This is a genomic window from Arthrobacter sp. Sr33 (assembly GCF_054511195.1).
The window spans coordinates 135,276-159,240 of sequence record NZ_JBTNDD010000002.1; the positions used below are offsets into that span (position 1 = coordinate 135,276).

General features: G+C 64.8%; 21 protein-coding genes. 15 read left to right on the forward strand and 6 right to left on the reverse strand.

Annotation, left to right across the window (positions count from 1 at the left end; translation table 11 throughout):
• Positions 1-12 precede the first annotated feature (12 nt).
• The gene (locus ACX80T_RS03510; RefSeq protein WP_459303720.1) at positions 13-2,535 is read right to left on the reverse strand and encodes a DEAD/DEAH box helicase; all 2,523 of its coding nucleotides are present in this window, start codon (positions 2,533-2,535) and stop codon (positions 13-15) included.
• Positions 2,536-2,584: 49 nt separating this feature from the next.
• On the opposite strand from ACX80T_RS03510, the gene ACX80T_RS03515 reads away from it, so the two are divergent.
• A complete protein-coding gene (locus ACX80T_RS03515; protein WP_459303721.1) occupies positions 2,585-3,397 on the forward strand; it encodes a trans-aconitate 2-methyltransferase in 813 nt (270 codons plus the stop codon).
• A 98-nt stretch (positions 3,398-3,495) separates the two neighbouring features.
• Here the strand turns inward: ACX80T_RS03515 and ACX80T_RS03520 are convergent, their stop codons facing one another.
• Entirely contained in the window at positions 3,496-4,134 is a 639-nt protein-coding gene (locus ACX80T_RS03520; protein ID WP_459303722.1) for an MBL fold metallo-hydrolase, read from the reverse strand.
• Between the two features lie 112 nt (positions 4,135-4,246).
• On the opposite strand from ACX80T_RS03520, the gene ACX80T_RS03525 reads away from it, so the two are divergent.
• From ACX80T_RS03525 to ACX80T_RS03590, 14 genes are all read left to right on the forward strand, one after another.
• Entirely contained in the window at positions 4,247-4,666 is a 420-nt protein-coding gene (locus tag ACX80T_RS03525) for a GntR family transcriptional regulator (RefSeq protein WP_459303723.1), read from the forward strand.
• Positions 4,667-4,796: 130 nt separating this feature from the next.
• Complete coding sequence (uvrA, locus tag ACX80T_RS03530) at positions 4,797-7,652, forward strand: excinuclease ABC subunit UvrA (protein ID WP_051317590.1); 2,856 nt, start codon at positions 4,797-4,799, stop codon at positions 7,650-7,652.
• Between the two features lie 28 nt (positions 7,653-7,680).
• The gene (locus ACX80T_RS03535) at positions 7,681-8,418 is read left to right on the forward strand and encodes an HAD hydrolase-like protein (protein WP_459303724.1); all 738 of its coding nucleotides are present in this window, start codon (positions 7,681-7,683) and stop codon (positions 8,416-8,418) included.
• Entirely contained in the window at positions 8,405-9,073 is a 669-nt protein-coding gene (locus ACX80T_RS03540; RefSeq protein ID WP_019483785.1) for a lysophospholipid acyltransferase family protein, read from the forward strand. The genes ACX80T_RS03535 and ACX80T_RS03540 overlap by 14 nt, the downstream gene beginning before the upstream one ends.
• Positions 9,073-11,151 (forward strand): excinuclease ABC subunit UvrC, encoded by a 2,079-nt coding sequence (gene uvrC, locus ACX80T_RS03545; protein WP_459303725.1) that lies wholly within the window; start codon positions 9,073-9,075, stop codon positions 11,149-11,151. Before ACX80T_RS03540 ends, uvrC begins: the two co-directional genes overlap by 1 nt.
• 63 nt (positions 11,152-11,214) lie before the next feature.
• Positions 11,215-12,117 carry an RNase adapter RapZ gene (rapZ, locus tag ACX80T_RS03550; protein ID WP_024475750.1) on the forward strand — a complete coding sequence of 301 codons (903 nt, stop codon included), beginning with the start codon at positions 11,215-11,217 and terminating at the stop codon, positions 12,115-12,117.
• A complete protein-coding gene (locus ACX80T_RS03555) occupies positions 12,117-13,148 on the forward strand; it encodes a gluconeogenesis factor YvcK family protein (protein WP_019483788.1) in 1,032 nt (343 codons plus the stop codon). Before rapZ ends, ACX80T_RS03555 begins: the two co-directional genes overlap by 1 nt.
• 19 nt (positions 13,149-13,167) lie before the next feature.
• Positions 13,168-14,148, forward strand: a complete 981-nt coding sequence (gene whiA, locus ACX80T_RS03560) for a DNA-binding protein WhiA (protein ID WP_019483789.1) — start codon at positions 13,168-13,170, stop codon at positions 14,146-14,148.
• A gap of 136 nt (positions 14,149-14,284) precedes the next feature.
• Positions 14,285-14,911 (forward strand): superoxide dismutase, encoded by a 627-nt coding sequence (locus ACX80T_RS03565; RefSeq protein WP_019483790.1) that lies wholly within the window; start codon positions 14,285-14,287, stop codon positions 14,909-14,911.
• Positions 14,912-15,010: 99 nt separating this feature from the next.
• Positions 15,011-16,021, forward strand: a complete 1,011-nt coding sequence (gene gap, locus ACX80T_RS03570; RefSeq protein ID WP_019483791.1) for a type I glyceraldehyde-3-phosphate dehydrogenase — start codon at positions 15,011-15,013, stop codon at positions 16,019-16,021.
• Positions 16,022-16,036: 15 nt separating this feature from the next.
• A complete protein-coding gene (locus ACX80T_RS03575; protein WP_459303726.1) occupies positions 16,037-17,281 on the forward strand; it encodes a phosphoglycerate kinase in 1,245 nt (414 codons plus the stop codon).
• A gap of 11 nt (positions 17,282-17,292) precedes the next feature.
• Positions 17,293-18,108, forward strand: a complete 816-nt coding sequence (gene tpiA / locus ACX80T_RS03580) for a triose-phosphate isomerase (RefSeq protein WP_019483793.1) — start codon at positions 17,293-17,295, stop codon at positions 18,106-18,108.
• A gap of 70 nt (positions 18,109-18,178) precedes the next feature.
• On the forward strand, positions 18,179-18,424 hold the full coding sequence (secG, locus tag ACX80T_RS03585; protein WP_019483794.1) for a preprotein translocase subunit SecG: 246 nt from the start codon (positions 18,179-18,181) through the stop codon (positions 18,422-18,424).
• Positions 18,425-18,557: 133 nt separating this feature from the next.
• A complete protein-coding gene (locus ACX80T_RS03590; protein WP_024476730.1) occupies positions 18,558-18,953 on the forward strand; it encodes an RNA polymerase-binding protein RbpA in 396 nt (131 codons plus the stop codon).
• Positions 18,954-19,009: 56 nt separating this feature from the next.
• Here the strand turns inward: ACX80T_RS03590 and pgl are convergent, their stop codons facing one another.
• From pgl to ACX80T_RS03610, 4 genes are read right to left on the reverse strand one after another with little or no spacing between them, the layout of a single operon-like run.
• The gene (gene pgl, locus ACX80T_RS03595) at positions 19,010-19,837 is read right to left on the reverse strand and encodes a 6-phosphogluconolactonase (protein ID WP_019483796.1); all 828 of its coding nucleotides are present in this window, start codon (positions 19,835-19,837) and stop codon (positions 19,010-19,012) included.
• Positions 19,827-20,768: a glucose-6-phosphate dehydrogenase assembly protein OpcA gene (locus tag ACX80T_RS03600; RefSeq protein ID WP_024476732.1), complete on the reverse strand. Its 942-nt coding sequence runs from the start codon at positions 20,766-20,768 to the stop codon at positions 19,827-19,829. Before ACX80T_RS03600 ends, pgl begins: the two co-directional genes overlap by 11 nt.
• A complete protein-coding gene (gene zwf, locus ACX80T_RS03605) occupies positions 20,765-22,309 on the reverse strand; it encodes a glucose-6-phosphate dehydrogenase (protein WP_019483798.1) in 1,545 nt (514 codons plus the stop codon). The genes ACX80T_RS03600 and zwf overlap by 4 nt, the downstream gene beginning before the upstream one ends.
• Positions 22,309-23,964 carry a glucose-6-phosphate isomerase gene (locus ACX80T_RS03610; protein WP_459303727.1) on the reverse strand — a complete coding sequence of 552 codons (1,656 nt, stop codon included), beginning with the start codon at positions 23,962-23,964 and terminating at the stop codon, positions 22,309-22,311. The genes zwf and ACX80T_RS03610 overlap by 1 nt, the downstream gene beginning before the upstream one ends.
• Position 23,965 lies beyond the last annotated feature (1 nt).

Here is a 23,965-nt window from a genome sequence, read left to right on the forward strand (position 1 = left end):
AGCACCGCCGGACTAGGGCGCCCCGACGCTGGTCACGGTGACCACGGCTGTGCCGGCCTCGTCGGAGGCGGCCAGGTCGATGACCGCGTTGATACCCCAGTCATGGTTGCCGAACGGGTCCTTGAAGATCTGCCGGACCTTCCAGCTGCCGGGCACCTTCTCGATGATCAGCAGGGCGGGTCCGCGGGCCTCGGGCCCGTCGTCGATGTCCTCGTAGTCGCCGAAGTAGCCGTCGAGGGCCTCCGTCCAGCGGTCCGCATCCCAACCGGAACCACCGTCCAGCGCGCCAAGGGCGACATCGTCCTCGTCGGCGAAAAGTTTGACCCGCTGGAACATCTCGTTGCGGACCATTACGCGGAATGCCCGCTCGTTTGAGGTCACCGAATCGGGTTCCGGTGGCAGTTCGAGAGCGGTCCCGCTGTCGGCGCGGCCTCCGGCAGCGAGCAGCTCCCATTCCTCCAGGAGGCTCGAATCGACCTGCCGGATCAGTTCGCCGAGCCACTCAATGATGTCGGTCAGATCCTCCCGCAGCGCCTCGGTAGGAACGGTCTGGCGCAATGCCTTATAGCAGTCGGCGAGATAGCGCAGCAGGATGCCCTCGGACCGGGTGAGCGAGTAGTAGGCAATGTACTCGCCGAAGTTCATGGCCCGCTCATACATATCCCGGACCACCGACTTGGGGGTCAGCTCGAAGTCGCCCAGCCAGGGCGCACCACTGCGGTAGACATCGAAGGCCTGGAAGAGCAGTTCGGCCATCGGCTGCGGGTAGGTGACCTCCTCGAGGAGCGCCATCCGCTGGTCATAGTCGACCCCGTCGGCCTTCATGGCGCCAATCGCCTCGCCGCGCGCCTTTTTTTCCTGGGCGTTGAGGACCTGGCGGGGCTTTTCGAGGGTCGCTTCGATCACCGAGACGACGTCGAGCGCGTAGGTGGGGCTTTCGGGGTCCAGCAGTTCCAGACTGGCCAGCGCGAAGGGGGAGAGCGGCTGGTTGAGGGCGAAGTTGGCCTGCAGGTGGACCTTCAGCCGGATGGTCCGGCCGTCGGCGTCGGGCTCGGGGAGCCGCTCGACAATTCCAGCGGTGACCAGCGACCGGTAAATGCCAATGGCTTTACGGGTCAGCTGCAACTGGGAAGCCCGGGTCTCATGGTTTTCGTTGAGCAGACGTTGCGCCGCGGAGAACGGATTGCCGGGTCGCTCCAACAGGTTCAGGAGCATCGAGTGGCTGACGGCGAAACTCGACGTGAGCGCTTCGGGCGTGCCGGCGGCGAGCCGCTCGTAGGTTGGCTTACCCCACGACACAAACCCGGTGGGTGGTTTCTTCCTGACCACCTGGCGGAGCTTTTTCTGATCGTCGCCGAACTTCCCGACGGCCTTCGCCATGGCCCTCGTGTTCTCAACCACATGATCAGGTGCCTGCACGACGACGGTCCCCGCCGTGTCATAACCGGCCCGCCCCGCCCGGCCCGCGATCTGGTGGAACTCGCGGGCGTTGAGCAGCCGGGTGCGGACGCCGTCGTACTTGCTCAGTGCGGTCAGGAGCACCGTGCGGATGGGGACGTTGATCCCGACGCCGAGGGTGTCGGTGCCGCAGATAACCTTGAGCAGTCCCGCCTGCGCGAGCTGCTCCACCAGCCGACGGTACTTGGGGAGCATGCCGGCGTGGTGGACGCCGATGCCGTGCCGGACCAGTCGGTTGAGTGTCTTGCCGAACCCGGACGAGAACCGGAAGGTCGCGATCAGGTCGGCGATCCTGTCCTTCTCCTCCCGGGAGCAGACGTTCACGCTCATCAGGTTCTGGGCGCGTTCAATCGCTTCGGCCTGGCTGAAGTGCACCACATACACCGGCGCCTGCCGGGTACTGAGGAGTTCTTCCAGCGATTCCTGAACGGTGGTCTCTACGTAGTAGAAGTGCAGCGGGATGGGCCGTTCGGCGCTGCTGATCGTGGTGCTGGGTCGGCCGGTGCGCTCGGTCAGCTCCTCCTCGAAACGGGTCATGTCGCCGAGGGTCGCCGACATCAGGAGGAACTGGGCCTGGGGGAGTTCAAGGAGGGGAACCTGCCACGCCCAGCCGCGCTGCGGGTCGGAGTAGAAGTGGAACTCGTCCATGATGACGGTGCCGACGTCGGCCAGCGCACCTTCACGAAGCGCGATGTTCGCCAGGATTTCTGCTGTGCAGCAGATGATCGGTGCGTCCTGGTTAACCCCTGAATCACCGGTGATCATCCCGACATTCTCGGCACCGAAGGTCTCGCAGAGGGCGAAAAACTTCTCGGACACCAGAGCCTTGATCGGCGCCGTGTAGTAGCTGCGTTTCCCGCGGGCGATCGCATCGAAATGGGCTGCGACCGCCACCAGCGACTTCCCCGATCCGGTGGGCGTCGCGAGGATCACGTTGTTCCCGGAGACCAGCTCCAGCACAGCTTCGTCCTGCGCCGGATACAGGCTCATTCCCTCGCTGGTCGTCCACTCGAGGAAGGCGCCGTAAACGTCGTCGGGCTGATCCGTGCCTGCGGGGAGGTGTTCCTGAATTCTCATAGGACTCCAGCCTATCCGTAGCTGCCTCACCGCCGGATACGCTGGAGCAATGCGATGGGATCCCACCCAGTATTCTCTGTTCTCTGACCACCGGGGCAGGCCGTTCCTCGATCTGGTCGGTCGGGTCGACCATGCGGCGCCTCGCGTCGTCGTCGATCTCGGGTGCGGGCCGGGGGACCTCACCCGGCTGCTGGCCGAACGCTGGCCCGACGCCGGGGTGCTGGGCATCGACTCATCCGCCGACATGGTGCAGCGCGCCAATGACCAAGCCGACCCGCCGCCGAACCTGCGGTTCGAGACTGGTGATATCCGAGACTTCTCACCCGCAGACGACGTCGACGTCGACGTCGTCGTCACCAACGCCGTCCTGCAGTGGGTGCCGGGTCAGGCCGAGCTGGTGCAGAAGTGGGCACGGGTGCTTCGTCCAGGTGCCTGGCTGGCCCTGCAGGTTCCTGGCAACTTCGGATCCCCGGCGCACACCTTGCTGCGCGAGCTGGCCGGATCTGGGGCCTGGCGGGACCAGCTCGGGGGAGTGCTGAGGCATACCGATGTCGTGTCGGAGCCGGAGGAGTACCTGCGGATGCTTAGCGAGGCGGGCATGACCGCCGACGTCTGGGAGACCACCTACCAGCACGTCCTCACGGGACCCGATCCGGTGCTGCAGTGGCTGAAGGGCACCGGATTGCGCCCGGTACTGAATGCGCTGTCCGACGACGACGCCGCGGCCTTCGTCGAACAGTATGCTGCCCTGCTGCGTGGAGCCTACCCCGAGGAACCTTGGGGGACAGTCTTCGGCTTCCGCCGGATCTTCGCCGTCGGCGTCAAGACCGGGCGAAGTAGGAGCAAGGACCCCGCGGGATAGTTCCCGCCAGCCCTGAGCCGGGGGCCAGTTAACGCACCTGCACACAGGTGGACGGGAAGGTGGGTTCCGACGGCGGTGAGTCCGCCGGACGGCCGGTTTTACCAGCCGCGGGCGCGCCATTCCTCAAGCTGCGGGCGTTCAGCCCCGACGGTGGTGCCCTTCCCATGGCCGGGATGCAAGACGGTGTCGTCCGGCAGATAGTCGAAGATCCGCTCGGACACGTCGTTATGCAACGACTCAAACCGGGCGGCGTCGCCCTGGGTGTTCCCGATGCCGCCGGGGAACAGCGAATCCCCAGTAAACAAGTGTGCCGGGCCGTGCGGGTCGCGGTACAACAGGGCAACGCTCCCCGGTGTGTGTCCGCGCAACTTGATGGCTTCGAGGTCGAAGCCCTCGAAAGTGGCAATATCCCCGTGCTCCAGCCGAACATCCGTAGGCACCGCTATGTCGGTGACGTCTTCTGTGCCGGCCGCAGTGCGCGCTCCCGTCTGCCCGACGACGTCGGCCAGCGCCCGAACATGGTCCCAGTGCGAATGGGTGGTGACGATCAGCGCCAGTTTCGGCTCAGCCGTGGTGTCTGCGGCGCCCTCGGCAAGGAGCGCCATGATGGCGGGAGCGTCATCGGCGGCGTCAATCAGCACCTGTGCGCCCGTGGCCTTCGAGGTGAGCAGGTAAACGTTGTTGTCCATCTCGCTGACCGAGATCGAGCGGATGGTCAGATCCTGAAGAGTATGCATGAACCCAGTCTAGGCACGCCGGTAAATGGGCAAGACTTTCGGGGCACAGGGGTGCATGGAACAATATGGGCATCAGCGGTCGGCCCGGGAAATGGCCGGACAACAGTGACGAGTGACAGAGAGCGGAAAGGCCACAGTGAATCCAGGCGCAACAGGCAGCTCCGATGTCACCAGTTGGCTCCGCATTGACCAGGCAAGCTCTGTGCCACCCTACGAACAACTCCGCGTGCAGATTCTCGACGCCGCGAACAACGGATCGCTTCCCGTCGGGACCCGCCTGCCACCCGTGCGCACCCTCGCCGGCCACCTCGGAGTAGCAGTCAACACCGTCGCCAGGGCGTATCGGGAACTGGAGCAGGCCAACATTGTGGTCACCCGGTCGCGGGCAGGCACCGTTGTCGCGGCGGCAGGAGATGAAGCACGGCAACGGGCGGCCGCAGCCGCCGACAAATACGCGGATGTGATCAAGGCCAACGGCCTCACCGAGGACGAGGCCGTTGCCTATCTGCGGGCCGCTCTGCGCCGTCGGTGAACATCGGGGGCCAACGCGCCGACGACACGCTGAAAACCAGCCGATCGAATATGTATTCGAACACGGTTTCAATTAGAGTGAACGGGTGTCTATTGCAACTTCGCTCGAATCTGAGTTTTCCGATCCCAAAATGTCGCAGGATCTTTCGCGTCTGATCGTCAAGGGAGCACGCGAGCACAACCTGCGCAACGTTGACCTCGACCTGCCGCGTGACGCGATGATCGTCTTCACCGGTCTCTCAGGGTCGGGGAAGTCATCCCTCGCGTTCGACACGATCTTCGCGGAAGGTCAGCGTCGCTACGTCGAGTCCCTGTCGGCCTACGCCAGGCAGTTCCTGGGTCAGGTGGACAAGCCTGACGTGGACTTTATTGAGGGTCTGTCGCCAGCGGTGTCCATCGATCAGAAGTCGACCAACAAGAACCCCCGGTCAACAGTCGGCACCATCACCGAGATTTACGACTACATGCGCCTCCTCTGGGCCCGCGTGGGACGCCCCCACTGCCCCACCTGTGGCGAACCGGTCGCCAAGCAGACCCCGCAGCAGATCGTCGACCAGCTGCTTGAACTCGAAGAGGGCACCCGATTCCAGATCCTCGCCCCCGTGGTGCGAGGCCGCAAGGGAGAGTTCGTCGACCTGTTCCAGGAGTTGACGGCCAAAGGCTACGCCCGCGCCCGTGTCGACGGCGACGTCGTCCAGCTGTCCGATCCGCCCAAGCTCGGCAAACAGTACAAACACACCATCGAAGTCATTGTCGACCGGCTGGTGGTCAAGGACGGCATTAGCCAGCGGCTCACCGACTCGGTGGAGACGGCGCTGAAGCTGGCCGACGGCCGGGTCCTCGCCGATTTCGTTGATCTGCCCGAAAAAGACAGCAAACGCGTCAGGGCGTTCTCCGAGCACCTGGCCTGCCCCAACGAGCACCCCCTGGCCATCGATGAGATCGAGCCACGCTCGTTCTCCTTCAACAACCCCTTCGGCGCGTGCCCCGTCTGCACCGGGATCGGCACCAAGCTTGAGGTTGACGAAGAGCTGGTCGTCCCCAACCCGGACCTGAGTCTGGCGGAAGGCGCCATCGCCCCCTGGTCGCTGGGCACCGCAACCCTCGAGTACTGGACCCGGCTGCTTGAGGGTCTCTCGAAAGAGCTGAACTTCAAGATGGACGTGCCCTGGCACAAGTTGCCGGACCGTGCCCGGGAAGCAGCTCTGTACGGCAAGGACCACAAGGTGGTGGTGCAGTACAAGAACAGGTTCGGCCGGGAGCGCAAGTACAGCACCGGCTTCGAAGGCGCTGTGCAGTACATCCACCGCAAGCATCTCGAAACCGAATCCGACCACGCACGCGACCGCTACGAGGAGTACATGCGGCAGATCCCGTGCCCCGCGTGTGGCGGAGCCCGGCTGAACCCGGCCTCACTCTCGGTCCTGATCAACGGCAAATCCATTGCGTCGGTCGCAGCCATGCCAATGCGCGACTGCAGCGACTTCCTCAACAACCTGGTGCTCACCGGCCGTGAAGCCCAGATTGCCAGCCAGGTCCTCAAGGAAATCCAGGCCCGGCTGCAGTTCCTGCTCGACGTCGGACTCGAGTACCTGAACCTCGAACGCGCCTCCGGGACCCTGTCCGGCGGAGAGGCACAGCGCATCCGGCTGGCAACCCAGATCGGTTCAGGACTTGTGGGCGTACTCTACGTTCTCGATGAACCGTCAATCGGGCTGCATCAGCGCGACAACCGGCGGCTGATCGAGACGCTCGCCCGCCTCCGTAACCTCGGCAATACCCTGATCGTCGTCGAGCATGACGAGGACACCATCCAGGAAGCCGACTGGATTGTCGACATCGGCCCCGGCGCCGGCGAGCACGGCGGCGAGGTGGTCCACTCCGGTCTGCTTGAAGACCTCCTCACCAATGAGCGTTCCATCACCGGTGACTACCTCTCCGGTCGGCGGAAGATCGAGATCCCAAAGAAGCGCCGCAAGATCGACAAGTCCCGGCAGCTCAAGGTGGTCGGTGCACGCGAACATAACCTGACGTCCTTTGACATTGCCTTCCCGCTGGGCGTCCTCACCGCGGTCACGGGTGTCAGCGGGTCAGGGAAGTCCACCCTGGTCAACGAGATCCTCTACAAAGTGCTGGCCAACAAGCTCAACGGCGCCAAGCAGGTTGCCGGCCGGCACAAGCGGATCGATGGCCTCGAACACCTCGACAAAGTGGTCCACGTCGACCAGAGCCCGATCGGCCGGACACCACGCTCCAACCCTGCCACCTACACCGGTGTCTTCGACAACATCCGGAAGCTGTTTGCCGAGACCACCGAGGCGAAGGTCCGGGGCTACCTCCCCGGCCGGTTCTCATTCAACGTGAAGGGCGGCCGCTGCGAAGCCTGCTCCGGCGACGGCACCCTGAAGATTGAAATGAACTTCCTCCCGGACGTATACGTGCCGTGCGAGGTATGTCACGGTCAGCGCTACAACCGGGAAACGCTCGAAGTCCACTACAAGGGCAAGACCATCGCCGATGTGCTGAACATGCCGATCGAAGAGGGCGCCGAATTCTTCGCTGCGTTCAGCCCGATCGCGCGCCACCTCAACACGCTCGTCGAAGTGGGTCTTGGCTATGTGCGGCTCGGACAGCCGGCCACCACCTTGTCCGGCGGTGAGGCACAGCGCGTGAAGCTGGCCAGCGAACTGCAGAAGCGGTCCAACGGTCGCAGTATCTACGTTTTGGACGAGCCGACCACAGGTCTGCACTTTGAAGACATCCGGAAGCTGCTGCTCGTCCTGCAGGGGCTGGTGGACAAGGGCAACACAGTAATCACCATCGAACACAACCTGGATGTGATCAAGAGCGCCGATTGGGTCATCGACCTCGGGCCCGACGGCGGGTCGGGCGGCGGACAGATCATCGCCACCGGAACGCCGGAGCAGGTGGCCAAGTCGACCACCAGCTACACGGGCACGTTCCTCGCCGAGACACTCGGACGATAGACAGCATCCAACATATTCCGTGGGAGGAATGCAGTTTTCTGCTGGGCACCGGCTGTGGGAAACTTGGCCGGTGATGAACTACCGCCTGCTCGTGCTCTTTGACCTGGATGGAACTCTCGTCGACCCCGCAGGCGCCATCACCGGAGGGATCATCGGGTCCCTGGAAGCCCACGGACTGCCCCGGCCGTCCGAAGACATGCTGCGGAAGATGGTTGGTCCGCCGCTCGTGACGTCCCTGCGGGAGATCGCCGGAGTAAGCGAGAGCCAACTGGCATCGGTGATCGCGCACTACCGGGAGGGCTATCGCACCCGGGGGATGGCCGCCAGCCGGCCCTACCCCGGCGTGGTCGGTGTGGTGGAGACGCTGCGCGCGGCGGGCCATCTGGTCGCCGTGGCGACCCAGAAGCCGCAGGGCCTAGCCCAGGAGCTGCTTGGCGTCCAACAGCTGGCCGGCCTGTTCCACTCCGTGCATGGGTCTCCCGATGAGGAACAGTCACCCGGTCCCGACGGCAAGACTCCAATCATCGCCGCAGCCCTGGCCCGGCATGAGGGCAGGTACGACGGCGCCATCATGATCGGCGACCGGTCCCACGACATTTCCGGAGCGGTGGCCAATGGGTTGGACTGTATTCCGGTGACCTGGGGGTTCGGGTCAGTCGAGGAGTTCAGCGTGGTGGGCGCCACCACGCCAGCCACCACCGCCGACGCGCTGCTGGAACTGATCCTGAAAAGGGTGCCGCAGGGGGTGGGTCATGGGAATCTATGACCTCACCCGGAGCAGCACCCGCGGACTGATCGCCGGGCTCTGCCGGCCAACCGTTGAGGGCCTGGACCAGGTGCCTGCCGCTGGGCCACTGATTGTCGCGGCCAACCACCTGTCCTTCCTGGACAGCGTGCTGATCCAGGCACTCATGCCCCGCCCGGTCGCCTTCTTCGCCAAGGCCGAGTACTTCACTGGCCGCGGGATCAAGGGCAAAGCCATGCGGTCCTTCTTCGAAGGAGTCGGCTCCATCCCGGTAGAGCGTGGGCAGCAAGCCGCGAGTGTCCAGGCGCTGAAAACCCTCCACGAACTACTGGAAGGCGGCAACGGGATCGGCATCTACCCGGAGGGAACCCGGTCCCGGGACGGGCTGCTTTACCGTGGGCGCACCGGTGTCGGCTGGCTTGCGCTCACCACCGGCGCGCCGGTGCTACCCGTCGGGTTGATCGGCACCGAGAATCTGCAGCCAGCAGGCCAGAAACGCATCAAACCCCAACACTTCACCATGAAGATCGGCACGCCCCTGTACTTTGAGAAAACCGGACCGGGACACTCACTGCCCGCACGCCGACAGGTCACCGACACCATCATGGACTCGATCGCGGCGCTCAGCGGTCAGCAGCGCTCCACCAGCTACAACCAGAGTCCGGTGCTTGAATAATGGCCGATCCCCGCAGCTACCGGCCCCAAACCGGTGAAATCCCGGTCGACCCGGGCGTCTACCGGTTCAGGGACGAACATTCCCGGGTGGTCTATGTTGGCAAAGCCAAAAACCTCCGCTCCCGACTGAACTCCTACTTCGCCAACCCGCAGGGCCTGCTGCCCCGGACCAGGGCGATGGTGTTCACTGCCGCGAGTGTGGAATGGACCGTCGTCGGCAGCGAGCTCGAAGCGCTCCAGCTTGAGTACACCTGGATCAAAGAGTTCAACCCCCGGTTCAACGTCATGTTCCGCGACGACAAGTCCTATCCCTACCTCGCCGTCACGATGGGGGAGAAGTATCCCCGGGTCCAGGTGATGCGCGGCGACCGCAGGAAGGACACCAGATATTTCGGACCCTTCTACCCGGCCAAGGCAATCCGGGAAACCGTTGACACCCTCCTGCGCGTCTTTCCGGTCCGTACCTGCAGCAGCGGCGTGTTCAAGCGTGCCGAACGCACCGGCCGTCCCTGTCTTCTCGGGTACATCGACAAGTGCTCGGCCCCCTGCGTCGGCCGGATCAGTCCCGAGGAGCACCGCGACCTCGCGGCACAGTTCTGTGACTTCATGGGCGGCCAGGCCACCCGGTTCATCGTGGACCTGGAAAAGCGGATGGCCGCCGCCGTCGCCGAGCTCGATTACGAATCCGCAGCACGGACCCGGGACGACATCGCCGCCCTGAAACGGGTGTTCGAGCGCAACACCGTGGTCCTGTCCGAGGACACCGACGCCGACATATTCGCTCTGAAAGAAGACGAGCTGGAGGCCGCCGTCCAGGTGTTCCACGTCCGCGGTGGCCGGATCCGCGGCCAGCGCGGCTGGATGGTGGAGAAGGTCGAGGACATGGGCACCGCCGATCTGGTGGAGCACCTGCTGCAGCAGGTCTACGGCGACGGCAGCAGCAGCAACAACCAGATCCCCCGCGAAGTGCTCGTCCCCGAGCTGCCCAGCAACGCCGACGAGATGTCCGTCTGGCTCGCCGGCCTCCGCGGCGCCCGGGTGGACCTGCGGGTTCCCCGCCGCGGCGACAAGGCAACCCTGCTCGGCACCGTCGAACAAAACGCTGCCGATGCACTCCGACTCCACAAGAGCAGACGGGCAGGTGACCTCACCACCCGCTCCGCGGCCCTTCAGGAACTACAGGAGGCCCTCGACCTGCCGCAACCCCTGATGCGGATCGAATGTTTCGACATTTCCCACGTCCAGGGCACCAACGTGGTCGCGTCGATGGTCGTCGTCGAGGACGGGCTGCCCCGCAAGGCCGACTACCGCAGGTTCTCCATCACCGGCGACGCCGCCCGCGACGACACCGCCTCGATGTACGACGTTATCCAGCGCCGCTTCCGCAACTACCTCGCCGAGAAGACCGGTCCGGTGCCGCAGGGCATGAACTCCGACGACGACGGCGGCAGCAACAGCAGCGGCAGCGGCAGCAACAGCAACAACAACGACGTCGGCAACGCTGGCGACAACGCCGGCAGCGCCACCGTGCCACGCGCCGACACCACCACTGCCACGACGAGGCAGAAATTCGCCTACCCACCGAACCTGGTGGTGGTCGACGGTGGCCAGCCGCAGGTCCACGCGGCCGCCCGTGCGTTGAAAGACCTGGGCATCGACGACGTCTTCGTGATCGGGTTGGCTAAACGCCTTGAAGAGGTCTGGCTGCCCGACAACGACTTCCCGGTGATCCTGCCGCGAGCCTCGGAGGGCCTGTTCCTGCTGCAGCGCATCCGGGACGAGGCGCACCGATTCGCTATCGCCTTCCACCGGCAAAAGCGGGGCAAATCGATGACCGCCTCAGCACTCGACTCGGTTCCCGGCCTTGGTCCGTCGAAGAAAAAATCGCTGCTGGCGCACTTCGGGTCGGTCAAAAAGATTCGTGCCGCCTCCCTTGCAGAGCTGCAGGCGGTGCCGGGAGTGGGGCCGTCCCTTGCCGAAACATTGCAGCGTACTCTTGCGCTGGCCGCCACCGACGGCTCGACGGCGGCAGTCGCACCAGCGGTGAATATGGCCACCGGCGAAATCCTCGATTCTTAGCTAGGGTAGAGGGTGGGGAAGACCTGTTTGAGCCATGATTAACAGCCAGGATGGAAACACGCAATGACTGAGGGCGACGACAGCCTTACTCCGATCAAGCCTGACGAATCGGAGCTGCTGGTGGTGACCGGAATGTCCGGCGCTGGCAGGAGCACCGCCGCCAACGCGCTGGAGGATCACGGCTGGTATGTGGTGGAAAATCTTCCCCCACAGATGCTGAGCACCCTGACCGACCTGGTCGCGCGGATGCCGCAATCCATTCCCAAGCTCGCCGTCGTCGTCGACGTCCGCAGCCAGGAGCTGTTCCATGACATTCGCGGCTCCCTCGAGGCGCTGCGCATCTCGGGAGTCAACTACCGGGTCCTCTTTCTTGACGCTGCCGATGACACACTGGTCCGCCGGTTCGAGCAGGGGCGCCGGCCCCACCCTCTCCAGGACGAGGGGCGGATCCTCGACGGGATTGCCGCCGAACGTGAGGTGCTCAAGCAGCTCCGGGAGGCATCCGACCTGGTGGTTGACACGTCGGAACTGAACGTGCACGCCCTCGCCACCACGATCACCGAACTTTTCTCCGAGTCCGGCCCAATCGTCCTGCGGATCAATGTGATGAGTTTCGGCTTCAAATACGGGCTGCCCGTCGACGCGAACTACGTGGCCGATGTGAGGTTCATTCCGAACCCGCACTGGGTGCCAGCCCTCAGGCCCCAGACCGGGCTCGACCAGCCTGTGAGCGATTATGTACTGGGTGCCACCGGTGCAGCGGACTTCGTGGACCGGTTTGTCCACGCCCTCGAACCCGTGCTTGAGGGCTACCGGCGCGAGAATAAGCACTACGCCACCATCGCCATCGGCTGCACCGGTGGAAAGCACCGGTCGGTGGCCGTGACCGAAGAGATCGCGAAGCGGCTGGCGCAACAGCCCCGGCTGCAGGTCACAGCCCACCACCGCGATCTGGGTAGGGAATAGTGGCGCTGCTCACCGGGTCGCTTCCCATGCTGCCGGCAGCGGCCGCCAACCGCCGCGGGTCGGGTCCGCAGGACAACGCGCCCTCGGTGGTTGCCCTCGGTGGCGGCCATGGGCTGTCGTCGTCGCTCTCGGCGCTCCGCCTGCTCACCTCGGAACTCACCGCGGTGGTCACAGTGGCCGACGACGGCGGCTCCTCCGGCAAGCTGCGCGAGGAACTGGGGGTGCTGCCACCCGGTGATCTCCGGATGGCTCTGGCCGCCCTCTGCGACGACACCGACTGGGGCCGAACCTGGCGGGACGTCATGCAGCACCGGTTCACCTCCAAGCACGGCGCCGATGGATCCCTCGACAACCATGCCCTGGGCAACCTGTTGATCGTCACCCTGTGGGAACTCCTCGGGGACCCGGTGGCGGGCCTGCAATGGGCTGGTGCACTGCTCGGGGCCCGGGGGCGGGTCTTGCCGATGGCGAGCGTGCCGCTGACCATCGAAGGCGATGTGCTCTCGGAGGTGGACGGTTCACTGCGGTTGCGCACCGTCAGCGGCCAGTCCCAGCTGGCAGTGGCGGGCAGCGCCGGAAACGTGAACAATGTCCGGTTGCTCCCTGCCGGTGCGCCAGCCTGCGTTGACGCGCTCACCGCGGTCGAACTGGCCGACTGGGTAATTCTCGGGCCCGGTTCCTGGTACACCTCCGTCCTCCCACACCTGCTCCTGCCCGAACTCCGGGAAGCCCTGTGCAGCACCACCGCCAAGCGGTGCCTGACCATGAATCTCAGCAATGAGACGAAGGAAACCGTCGGCATGTCAGCGGTGGACCACCTTGAGGTCATCAGGCGGTACGCCCCCGAGTTCACGGTCGACGTTGTCATCGCCGACCCGACGGTCATTGGCAACCGCGACGAGTTCGTGGCCGCCGTCGCAGAGATGGGAGGCCGCGCAGTGTTGGGTAAGGTAGGTTCTTCAACGGGCAAACCTGTTCATGATCCCCTGCGTCTCGCGACTGCGTTTCATGACATGTTTGGTGAAAACTAATCGATCTGAGGTTGTATTTGTGGCGCTGACTGCGGACGTAAAAGAGGAGCTGTCGCACCTCTCTGTCAAGAAGTCATCGGTTCGCAAAGCCGAGGTGTCGGCTCTGCTGCGTTTTGCTGGCGGCCTGCACATCATCTCTGGCCGAATTGTCATCGAAGCCGAGGTTGACCTCGCTTCCACGGCCCGGCGGCTGCGCACCACCATCGCCGAGGTGTACGGGCACAACAGCGAAATCATCGTGGTCTCCGGCGGCGGCCTGCGTCGCGGCAACCGCTATGTGGTGCGGGTGGTGCGCGACGGCGAATCCCTCGCCCGGCAAACCGGGCTGCTCGACAACCGGGGCCGACCCGTGCGTGGTTTGCCCTCGGCGGTCGTCAACGGATCAACTGCCGACGCCGAAGCGGTCTGGCGGGGCGCGTTCCTGGCACACGGCTCGCTCACCGAACCGGGCCGCTCCTCGTCCCTGGAGGTCACCTGCCCGGGCCCTGAATCCGCGCTGGCCCTGGTGGGTGCCGCACGCCGCCTGGGCATCGCAGCCAAGGCACGCGAGGTCAGGGGAGTGGACCGGGTGGTGATCCGGGACGGCGACACCATCGCCGCTCTGCTGACCCGCATGGGTGCCCATGACGCGCTGATGGTCTGGGAGGAACGCCGGATGCGCAAGGAAGTCCGGGCCACCGCCAACCGCCTGGCGAACTTCGACGACGCCAACCTGCGGCGGTCGGCGCAGGCCGCCGTTGCCGCCGGCGCACGCGTTGAACGCGCCCTGGAGATCCTCGGCGAGGGTGTCCCCGATCACCTCAAGTATGCGGGCGAGCTGAGAGTCGCCCACAAGCAGGCGAGCCTTGACGAGCTGGGCGGCCTGGCCAACCCGCCCATGACCAAGGACGCCATCGCAGGCCGGATCCGGCGGTTGCTTGCGATGGCCGACAAGCGTGCCATCGAAATTGGAATACCGGGAACCGAAGCCAATGTGACAGCCGACATGCTGGACGAGTGAATCTCTGCATAGGATGGAAGCGGCACAGGAATACCGCTGACAACGGCGGGGTTCCATGCCTTAGTGAACCAACTACGGTGTCTGACCGGCTGGAGTGCCAAATCACCCGCTGTGTCGGACCGACCTGGAGGAATTCGTGAGCGAGTACGTACTGCCCGAACTGAACTACGATTACGCTGCCCTGGAACCGCACATCTCCGCGCGCATCATGGAGCTCCACCACAGCAAGCACCACGCCGCCTATGTCAAGGGCGCCAACGACGCGATGGCCCAGCTGGCTGAGGCCCGCGAAAAGGGCGACTTCGGAAACATTTCGAAGCTCTCCAAGGACCTCGCCTTCCACACCGGCGGCCACATCAACCACTCAGTCTTCTGGAACAACCTCTCCCCTGACGGCGGTGACTCGCCGGAAGGTGAGCTCGCAGCCGCCATCGATGACGCCTTCGGTTCGTTTGACAAGTTCCGCGCCCAGTTCAGCGCCGCTGCCCTTGCCCTTCAGGGCTCCGGGTGGGCCTTCCTCGCCTACGAGCCGATCGGTGGCAACCTGGTCATCGAGCAGCTCTACGATCAGCAGGGCAACGTAGCGGTGGGCACCACGCCGCTGCTGATGCTGGACATGTGGGAGCACGCCTTCTACCTGGACTACGTCAACGTCAAGGCCGATTACGTCAAGGCCTTCTGGAACATTGTGAACTGGCCGGACGTCGCCAAGCGCTTCGCAGCAGCCCGCGCCTCGGCCACTTCCCTGATCGTGGTCGGCTAGCACCCAGGCACAGCGCCCCCTGGGGCGTAGTCGGGACGCCGCCCAGCGCGGCGGCGTCCCAAACCCCAATCCCCAATACAGTTCAAGGAGATATAACAAGTGACTACTCGTGTAGGAATCAACGGCTTCGGTCGAATCGGGCGCAATTTCTTCCGCGCTGCCCTGGAACAGGGTGCCGACCTGGAAATCGTTGCCGTCAACGACCTGACCAGCCCAGAGGCGCTCGCCCACCTCCTCAAGTACGACTCCGTCACCGGTCGCCTCGCCGCGACGGTCGAGGTCAAGGACGGCAACATTGTGGTGGACGGGAAGTCCATCAAGGTTCTCGCCGAGCGTGACCCCGCCAGCCTGCCGTGGAAGGACCTCGGAGTGGACATCGTCATCGAGTCCACCGGTTTCTTCACCAAGGCATCCGCAGCGCAGAAGCACATCGACGCCGGCGCCAAGAAGGTCATCATCTCGGCTCCCGCCACCGACGAAGACTTCACCGTTGTCCTGGGCGTCAACGACGACCAGTACGACGCCGAGAACCACCACATCATTTCCAACGCCTCCTGCACCACGAACTGCCTCGGCCCACTGGCCAAGGTGCTGAACGACAGCTTCGGTATCGAGCGCGGCCTGATGACCACCATCCACGCCTACACCGCGGACCAGAACCTGCAGGACGGTCCTCACAACGACCTGCGCCGTGCCCGCGCCGCAGCGATCAACATGGTCCCCACCTCGACCGGCGCCGCGAAGGCCATTGGCCTGGTGCTGCCCGAGTTGAAGGGGAAGCTCGACGGCTACGCCATCCGCGTTCCGGTCCCCACCGGCTCGGCCACCGACCTCACTGTTACGGTGTCGCGCGAGGTCACCGTTGAGGAAGTCAACGCCGCCTTCAAGGCAGCCGCCTCGGAGGGCAAGATGAAGGGCTACCTCACCTACACCGATGCACCAATCGTGTCCTCGGACATTGTGGGCGACCCATCATCCTCGATCTTCGACTCAGGCTTGACGAAGGTCATCGGCAACCAGGTGAAGGTCGTGGGCTGGTACGACAACGAGTGGGGCTACTCAAGCCGCCTCGTTGACCTGACCAGCATCGTCGCCTCCAAGCTCTCCTAGCACCGAAGGACCGAAGTGGCCTCCTCTCTTGATGACCTCCTGCGTACCGGCGTCCGTGGACGCACAATCCTGGTCAGGTCGGACCTGAACGTCCCGCTTGACACCTCGGGGGCAACCCCACGGGTGACCGATGATGGCAGGCTTCAGGCCTCCCTACCGGTACTGCAGAAGTTGACGGGGGAGGGGGCCGCAGTCATTGTGATGGCTCACCTGGGCCGCCCCAAAGGCGCCCCTGACGAGCGGTATTCGCTGAAACCCGCGGTGGATCGGCTGGCGGAACTGGCTGATTTCACCGTCACCCTGGCCGCCGACACCACGGGGAAGGACGCCGCGGAACACGCGGCCGCGTTGACCGGTGGAAGCGTTCTGGTGCTGGAGAACGTCCGCTTCGACGCGCGGGAAACCAGCAAGGACGACGCCGAACGGCAGGCGTTCGCAACCGAACTGGCAGCACTGACCGGCGACAACGGTGCCTATGTGAACGACGCGTTCGGTGCCGTGCACCGGAAGCACGCCAGTGTCTACGACATCGCGGCGCTGCTCCCGTCCTACCAGGGCGACCTGGTGAAGACCGAGGTTGACGTCCTGCAGCGCCTCACCGGGGAACCGGTGGCCCCGTTCGTCGTGGTGCTGGGCGGTTCCAAGGTGTCCGACAAGCTCGCAGTGATTGAAAACCTCCTGGGTACCGCGGACCGGATCCTCGTCGGCGGTGGCATGGTGTTTACCTTCCTCGCTGCGCAGGGGTATTCGGTCGGTGCGAGCCTGCTTGAGGACGACCAGATCGACGTCGTCAAGGGATACCTGGACCGTGCCGAGAAGGCCGGTACCGAATTTGTCCTCCCCACCGACATTGTGGTGGCCGAACGGTTTGCTGCCGACGCCGCGAACGAGACCGTACCCGCCGACGCCATGGAGGAAAGCTCATTTGGTGCTGGCGGGCTGGGGCTCGACATCGGACCGGCTTCCGGTGCGGCTTTCGCCGCGTCAATCGCCACCGCCGGCACAGTGTTCTGGAACGGCCCCATGGGGGTCTTCGAGTTCGACGCGTTTTCTGCCGGTACGAAGGCCGTCGCGCAAGCACTCACCGAAGCCACCACCCGCGGTGCGCTGACGGTTGTCGGGGGCGGCGACTCCGCTGCGGCAGTCCGATCACTCGGCTTCACCGATAACCAGTTTGGCCACATTTCGACCGGCGGAGGTGCCAGCCTTGAGTACCTTGAAGGCAAGGAACTCCCCGGACTGACAGCCCTCGGGCAGTAGGAGAAGCACTCATGACTTCCTCAACCAACGGCAAGTACGACCGCCGCCCCCTGATTGCAGGCAACTGGAAAATGAACCTGGACCACGTCCAGGGCATCACGCTCCTGCAGAAGCTCGCCTGGACCCTCGACGACGCCAGCCATGACTATCAGCGGGCCGAGGTGGCTGTCTTCCCGCCGTTCACCGATCTGCGCGGGGTGCAGACCCTGGTCCGCGGCGACGACCTGCAGACCGTCTACGGTGGCCAGGACCTTTCCCCCCACGATTCCGGTGCCTACACTGGGGACATTTCCGGGCAGTTCCTGGAGAAGCTCGGCTGCACGTACGTCCTCGTGGGACACTCCGAGCGCCGGGCCATCCACCAGGAGAGCGATGAGCTGCTCAACAGCAAGGTGAAGGCGGCCTTCAGGCACAACCTCACCCCAATCCTGTGCGCCGGCGAAGGGCTTGAAGTCCGACAGGCCGGGAATCACGTGGAACACACCCTCAGCCAGCTGCGCGCCGGAATCGATGGGCTCACGGCGGAGCAGGTTGGCCAGCTGGTGGTCGCCTACGAACCAGTCTGGGCCATCGGCACCGGGGAAGTTGCCGGACCTGACGATGCGCAGGAGATGTGCGCCGCGCTGCGAGCCGAACTGGGCTCACTTTATGACGCCGAGACGGCGGGGAAGGTCCGTATGCTCTACGGCGGATCGGTCAAGGCCGCCAACGCCGGGGCCATCCTGAAGGGCAAGGACGTCGACGGCTTGCTGGTCGGTGGTGCCAGTCTGGACGCCGCCGAGTTTGCTAGTATTGTCAGGTTCGAACATCTCCTGGTCACTGACTAAGACCGCTTCGACCCGAGACTGCGCCCGGCGCAGGTCGACTACGCACGTCAGTTACCCCTGAAAGGCCACTGTGGACATTCTCCGAATCATTTTGTTGGTTCTCCTTGCCATCTCAAGCGCCCTGCTTGTCCTGCTCATCCTGCTGCACAAGGGTCGTGGGGGTGGCATGTCCGACATGTTCGGCGGCGGTATGACCACCAGCATGGGATCATCGGGCGTGGCGGAACGCAACCTCAACCGGTTCACCGTGGCGCTGGGACTAACCTGGGGCGTCGTCATCGTGGCGCTCGGCCTGATCCAGCGCTTCGCCGAGTAGCTAGCATTCCACGGCTGACCGGTCCACAGGGCAGCCCAACAGTATTGTGAATTCCCGCGTTAGCCGCCATACCCAGAGTTGAGCTTTGGGCGTAGACTGGCCCCGTTGTCGGAGCCTAGTCCAGGAGCAATCCATGGTTAACGCGGGAAACGCATTTAAAGGCACACGGATCGGAACTGAGTCATACGGGGGGATGGCCGGCTGGCAGGCCGAATCCGGAAGACGCCCTGCAGTGGTGGACCACACCGTGGTCAGCTATTGGTGTGTCGAGAACCACGAAACAAGACCGACCTTCGCGAAGCTGCACGACGACGAGATTCCCGAGGTTTGGGAATGCGGTCGCTGTGGGCGCGCGGCGGGCAGGCTGCCGGGGGTGGAACCGCTGGTGGACGGGGTAGAGCCGTACAAGAGCCACCTCCAATACGCCAAGGAGCGACGCACCGAAGAGGAAGCAGCGAACGTCCTTGAGCAGGCGTTGCGCAACCTCAGGTCCCGCAGGGTTGGCCTGCGGGGCGGTCTGGCAACCTAAGCGGCACGCTTCTAGTCGACACGGTCCTAGTCGACACTGTCCTCGTCGTTGCCGTTCTAGTCGACACTGTCCTCGTCGTCGGGGTCGTTGCTTTCAATGAGCCGATCAGGAAGCTGCGCTGCGGCTTCCTGATCGATCAGCCAGAGTGTCTTACGCCGCCCCCGGGCTCCGGACGCGGGAACCTGTGCGGGGCCCGCGCCGGCCAGTGCAAGTCCGACAGCGCCAGCCTTGTCCTGGCCACCCGCAGCAATCCAGACCTCCTCGGCCGAATTGACCGCCTCAAGGGTTAGCGACATCCTCAGTGCCGGCGGTTTAGGTGCGTCAGCGACACCCACAACGGTCTGCTCCTTGGTGCGGATTCCGGGCATTTCAGGGAACAGCGACGCGATGTGAGCGTCCGGACCCACGCCGAGGAGCAGCACATCGAACCGGGGGAGCCGGCCATCCTGACCGTCGGCGTCGCCCGCCAGGTCCTGTTCAGCCGCTGCGGCGTCGAGTAGCCGAGTCGCATAGTCGGCTGCAGCCGCATCCTGATCGGGGAAATCATCGCTGGAGCCGAACTCATGAATCTGGGATTCGGCGAGGCCCAACTTGCCCAGCAGCGCCTGCCGCGCCTGTACCGCGTTGCGGTCCGGGTCCGAGGCACTGAGGAACCGTTCGTCTCCCCACCAGAAATCGACCCTGCTCCAATCCACCGCCGAGCACGCCGGTGACGCAGCGACCGCGGCAAGTGTCGCAGTACCGAGGGACCCACCGGTCAGCACGACGGTGGCGGAGCCGCGTTCGTTCTGGACGTCAACCAGTCTGGTGATCAGACGGGCGGCAACGGTGGCCGCGAGCAGGGTTGAATCGGGGTGGATACTTACTTTGGGGTCAGCGTTCACTGGGACGCACACTCCTTAGGTTGGTCCGTGCGAGCCCCTCCGTGATGACCTCGCCGAATACCTCATCCGGGTCGAGTCGGCGGAGCTCTTCTGCGAGACAGTCTTGCAGGCTGCGCCGCGGCAACGAAATCCGCTGCACGGGCTGGCCTGGTTGGTACAGTTCAGCAATTGCGGCGTGGGGCCGGTTCAGTTCGACGTCCCCGGCGGGCCGGGAGAGCCTTACCCGGCGGAGTCCGGTCCCGGCGGGCCCCGCAGCGATGGTCACGGGGGAGTCGAGCGCCAGGGTGAGCCATGCGGCGAGGAGCACCGTGCTCGGCGAATCCTCGGCCCCCTCCACCGTGACGGCGGTGATGGGGGAGGCATCCAGCTGGTCGAGGACTGCCGCGAGCTGGATTCGCCAGTTGGTGAGCCGGGTCCAGGCCAGATCGGTGTCACCCGCCGTATAGGTTTCACGGATGGTTGACAGTGCGCCCACCGGATCTGGCTCATTGGCCGAATCCGTAATCCGGCGATGGGCGATGCTCCCGATCGAGGTGCGGGCCGCGTCGGCCGGAGCACCGTGCGGCCACCAGGCCACGATGGGGGCGTCGGGCAGGAGCAGCGCTGAGACGAGGGACTCGTTTTCCTCGGCGAGTTGCCCATACCCCTTGAGGACGATCACCTCGGAGGCACCCGCGTCCCCGCCCACCCGAATCTGGGCGTCGAGTCGGGTAGCTTCGGCAGCGGATCCGAGGGCGAGCACGATAATCCGGCAAGGGTGTTCCCGGCTGGCCAGGTTCGCGGCGAGGATCGCATCCTCCTCGTTACCGGAGCTGGTCACCACCACCAGGGTGAGGACCCGGCCCAGGGCAACGACCCCGCCCTTGTCCCGCAGGGTCATGATCTCCTTGGACACTTTCGACGTGGTGGTGTCCGGCAGTTCAACGATCATGGCCTGCGCCACGTCCTTCCATCGCGCGCGAGGAGCTCGTCAGCTGACGCTGGGCCCCAACTTCCCGGGACATACTTTTCCGGCTGGTCCCCAAGGGCCGCCCAGTACTCCTCGAACGGGTCGAGGATCTTCCAGGACAGTTCGACTTCTTCGTGCCGCGGGAACAGGGGTGGCTCACCCAGCAGAACATCGAGGATGAGCCGCTCGTAGGCTTCAGGGCTGGATTCGGTGAAGGAGTGGCCGTAGCCAAAGTCCATCGTGACGTCCCTGACCTCCATCTGGGTGCCCGGCACCTTGGAGCCAAACCTGATCGTGGCGCCCTCATCCGGTTGCACCCTGATCACCACGGCGTTCTGGCCAAAGTCATCCTCGGCGTGGTCCCTGAACAAAAGGTTCGGTGCGCGCTTGAAGACGACGGCGATCTCGGTCACCCGGCGTCCCAGGCGCTTACCGGCCCGAAGGTAGAACGGTACGCCGCTCCACCTCCGGGTGTGAATGTCCAGCCGGATGGCCGCAAAACTTTCGGAAGTGGAGTGCTTCGGAATGCCCTCCTCCTCAAGGAAACCCTTGACCTGCTCCCCGCCCTGCCAGCCCGCGTCGTACTGACCGCGCGCTGAGGACCCAGACAGGTCGTCCGGCAACTTGACGGCTGCGAGGACCTTTTCCTTTTCGGCCCGCAGATCATTGGCGTTGAAGGAAATCGGTTCTTCCATCGCGGTGAGCGCCAACAGCTGCAGCAGGTGGTTCTGGATGACGTCGCGGGCCGCCCCGACGCCGTCGTAATACCCGGCCCGGCTGCCGATGCCAATATCCTCGGCCATGGTGATCTGCACGTGGTCAACATATTTGGCGTTCCACAACGGTTCGAAGAGCTGGTTGGCGAACCGGAGAGCAAGGATGTTCTGGACCGTCTCCTTGCCAAGGTAATGGTCAATCCTGAACACGGCGTCCGGTGGGAACACCTGCTCAACAACCCTATTCAGCTCACGGGCCGACTGCAGGTTGTGGCCGAACGGCTTCTCGATCACCACCCGCCGCCACTGTCCCTCGCCGGGCTGCGCCAGGCCGTGCTCGGAGAGCTTCTGGCACACCAGCTCGAAGTCCTTCGGGGGGATGGACAGGTAGAACGCATGGTTGCCGCGGGTGCCGCGGCTGGAGTCCAGTTCGGCCAGGGTCACTTCGAGGCGGCCGAAGGCGTCGTCGTCGTCGAAATTGCCCTGCACAAACCTGATGCCTGCCGAGAGCTGTTCCCAGACCGTCTCATCGAACGGGGTGCGCGAATACTGGGTGACGGCTTCCCGCACCTCCTCAATGAACCGCTCATCGTCCCACTCCCGGCGGCCGAACCCGATGAGGGCGAAACTGGGGGGCAGCAAGCCACGGTTGGCGAGATCGTAGATCGCCGGCATGAGCTTTTTACGGGCGAGGTCGCCGGTAACGCCGAAAAGCACCAGGGCGGATGGTCCGGCGATGCGGTTCAACCGCCGGTCGCGGGGATCCCGCAGCGGGTTAGCCGGCCGGGCCTCTGCAGAATCGTGCACTATGCGGTACCGCTTTCAGTGGTTGCCCGCTGGCCGGCAGCCCCGCCCGAAAGGTGGGTAATCACCTGGCTGAGCTGTTCAAGGCCCACGGCGCGGTCAGCGAGATGGAGACGAAGGACGGGACGTCCCTTGCCGGCGAGAACCTGGGCGTCGCCCGCTGCCTGGGCGGTGATCAGTTCCCCGAAGGTGAACGGACGGTCCGGGATGGCCAGATCCTCGGCTGCTGCACCGGTGATGGACAGGAAAACGCCCTGTGCCGGGCCGCCCTTGTGGAACTGACCGGTGGAATGCAGGAAACGCGGGCCCCAGCCGAACGTGACCGGCCGGGAGGTGAGCGAGGCCAGCGGTGACCTGATGCCCTCCAACGAGGCCTGCTCGGACCGGTCCAGGTAAGCCTGGACCGACAGGTAGCCGTCCGGCGCCAGGCTGGAGAAGAGGCGCTGCAACGCATCACCGAGGGTGCTCGCCTCACCCAGCAGACCACTGTCGGCGCGAATCTCGACTGCGCCGTCCACGAAGTTGGCCGGCGCAGTTTCGGGCTGTTCGTCGAGCAACCCCCGCGCCGCAACCTTCGCCGCCTCAACATCGGGCTGGTCGAAGGGGTTGATGCCCAACAGTCGCCCTGCCACTGCTGTAGCGAACTCCCACACGAGAAGCTGGCTGCCGAGGCTCCCGCTCACGGTCACCTGGTTCCCAACCGGCTCCACGTCGGCGTCGGGCGCGGTCAGGCGGACGGTGAGGACGTCGTCGGCGGCGGTAACAATCTCCGGAGCACCCTCCTCGGCGACGACCGGGAGCACCCCGGTGCCGAGCTTGCCGGTGGATTCCGCGATCAGCTGCTCGGCCCAGTCGGCCAGACCGGGAATGCCTGACGCCTCATCGGCGAAGACGATCTTGTCCCGCAGCGGGTTGGTGGCGCCCAACACCGCGCCGAGCCGCAACCCAATGTTGGTCGGGTCGTCGTCGCCCAGGAACTCGGCGGTTTCCTCGGCTGCGTCGAGGAGGGCGTCGAGGTCGACGCCGGCTAGGCCCGATGGCACCAGACCGAAAGCGGTGAGCGCCGAATACCTGCCGCCAACATTCGGGTTGGCGTTGAAGACCGCGCGGTAGCCGGCCTCGCGGGCTGAACCGTCCAGCGGTGATCCCGGGTCGGTCACGATAACCACCCGGGTGAGCGGATCAATGCCGGCGGCAGTGAACGCTGCCTCGAAGATCCTCCGCTGCGAGTCAGTTTCGACGGTCGAACCCGACTTGGACGACACCACGACAGCCGTCTCGGCCAACCGGTCCTCCACCGTCCGGCGCACCTGATCCGGGTCGGTTGAGTCGAGCACTGTCAGCTCCACACCGGCGGTCCGGGTGATCACCTCGGGGGCGAGGGAGGATCCGCCCATTCCGCACAGGACGATCCGGCTGACACCCTCGGCGTGCAGGGTGGCCCGCAGTTCCATGATGCCCGGGACGAGGCCGCGGGAAGCCTCGACAAGGTCAACCCAGCCCAGCCTGACGGCCGCTTCCGACTCGGCGTCGTGACCCCACAGGGTAGGGTCCTCCGCCATCAGTCGTGATGCCACCTGATCCTCGACGAGGGTGCCGGTAACACGGTCAATCGCTTCGAGTGCAGCGCCAGCCGCTGCGAGCGTCATGGAACTCATT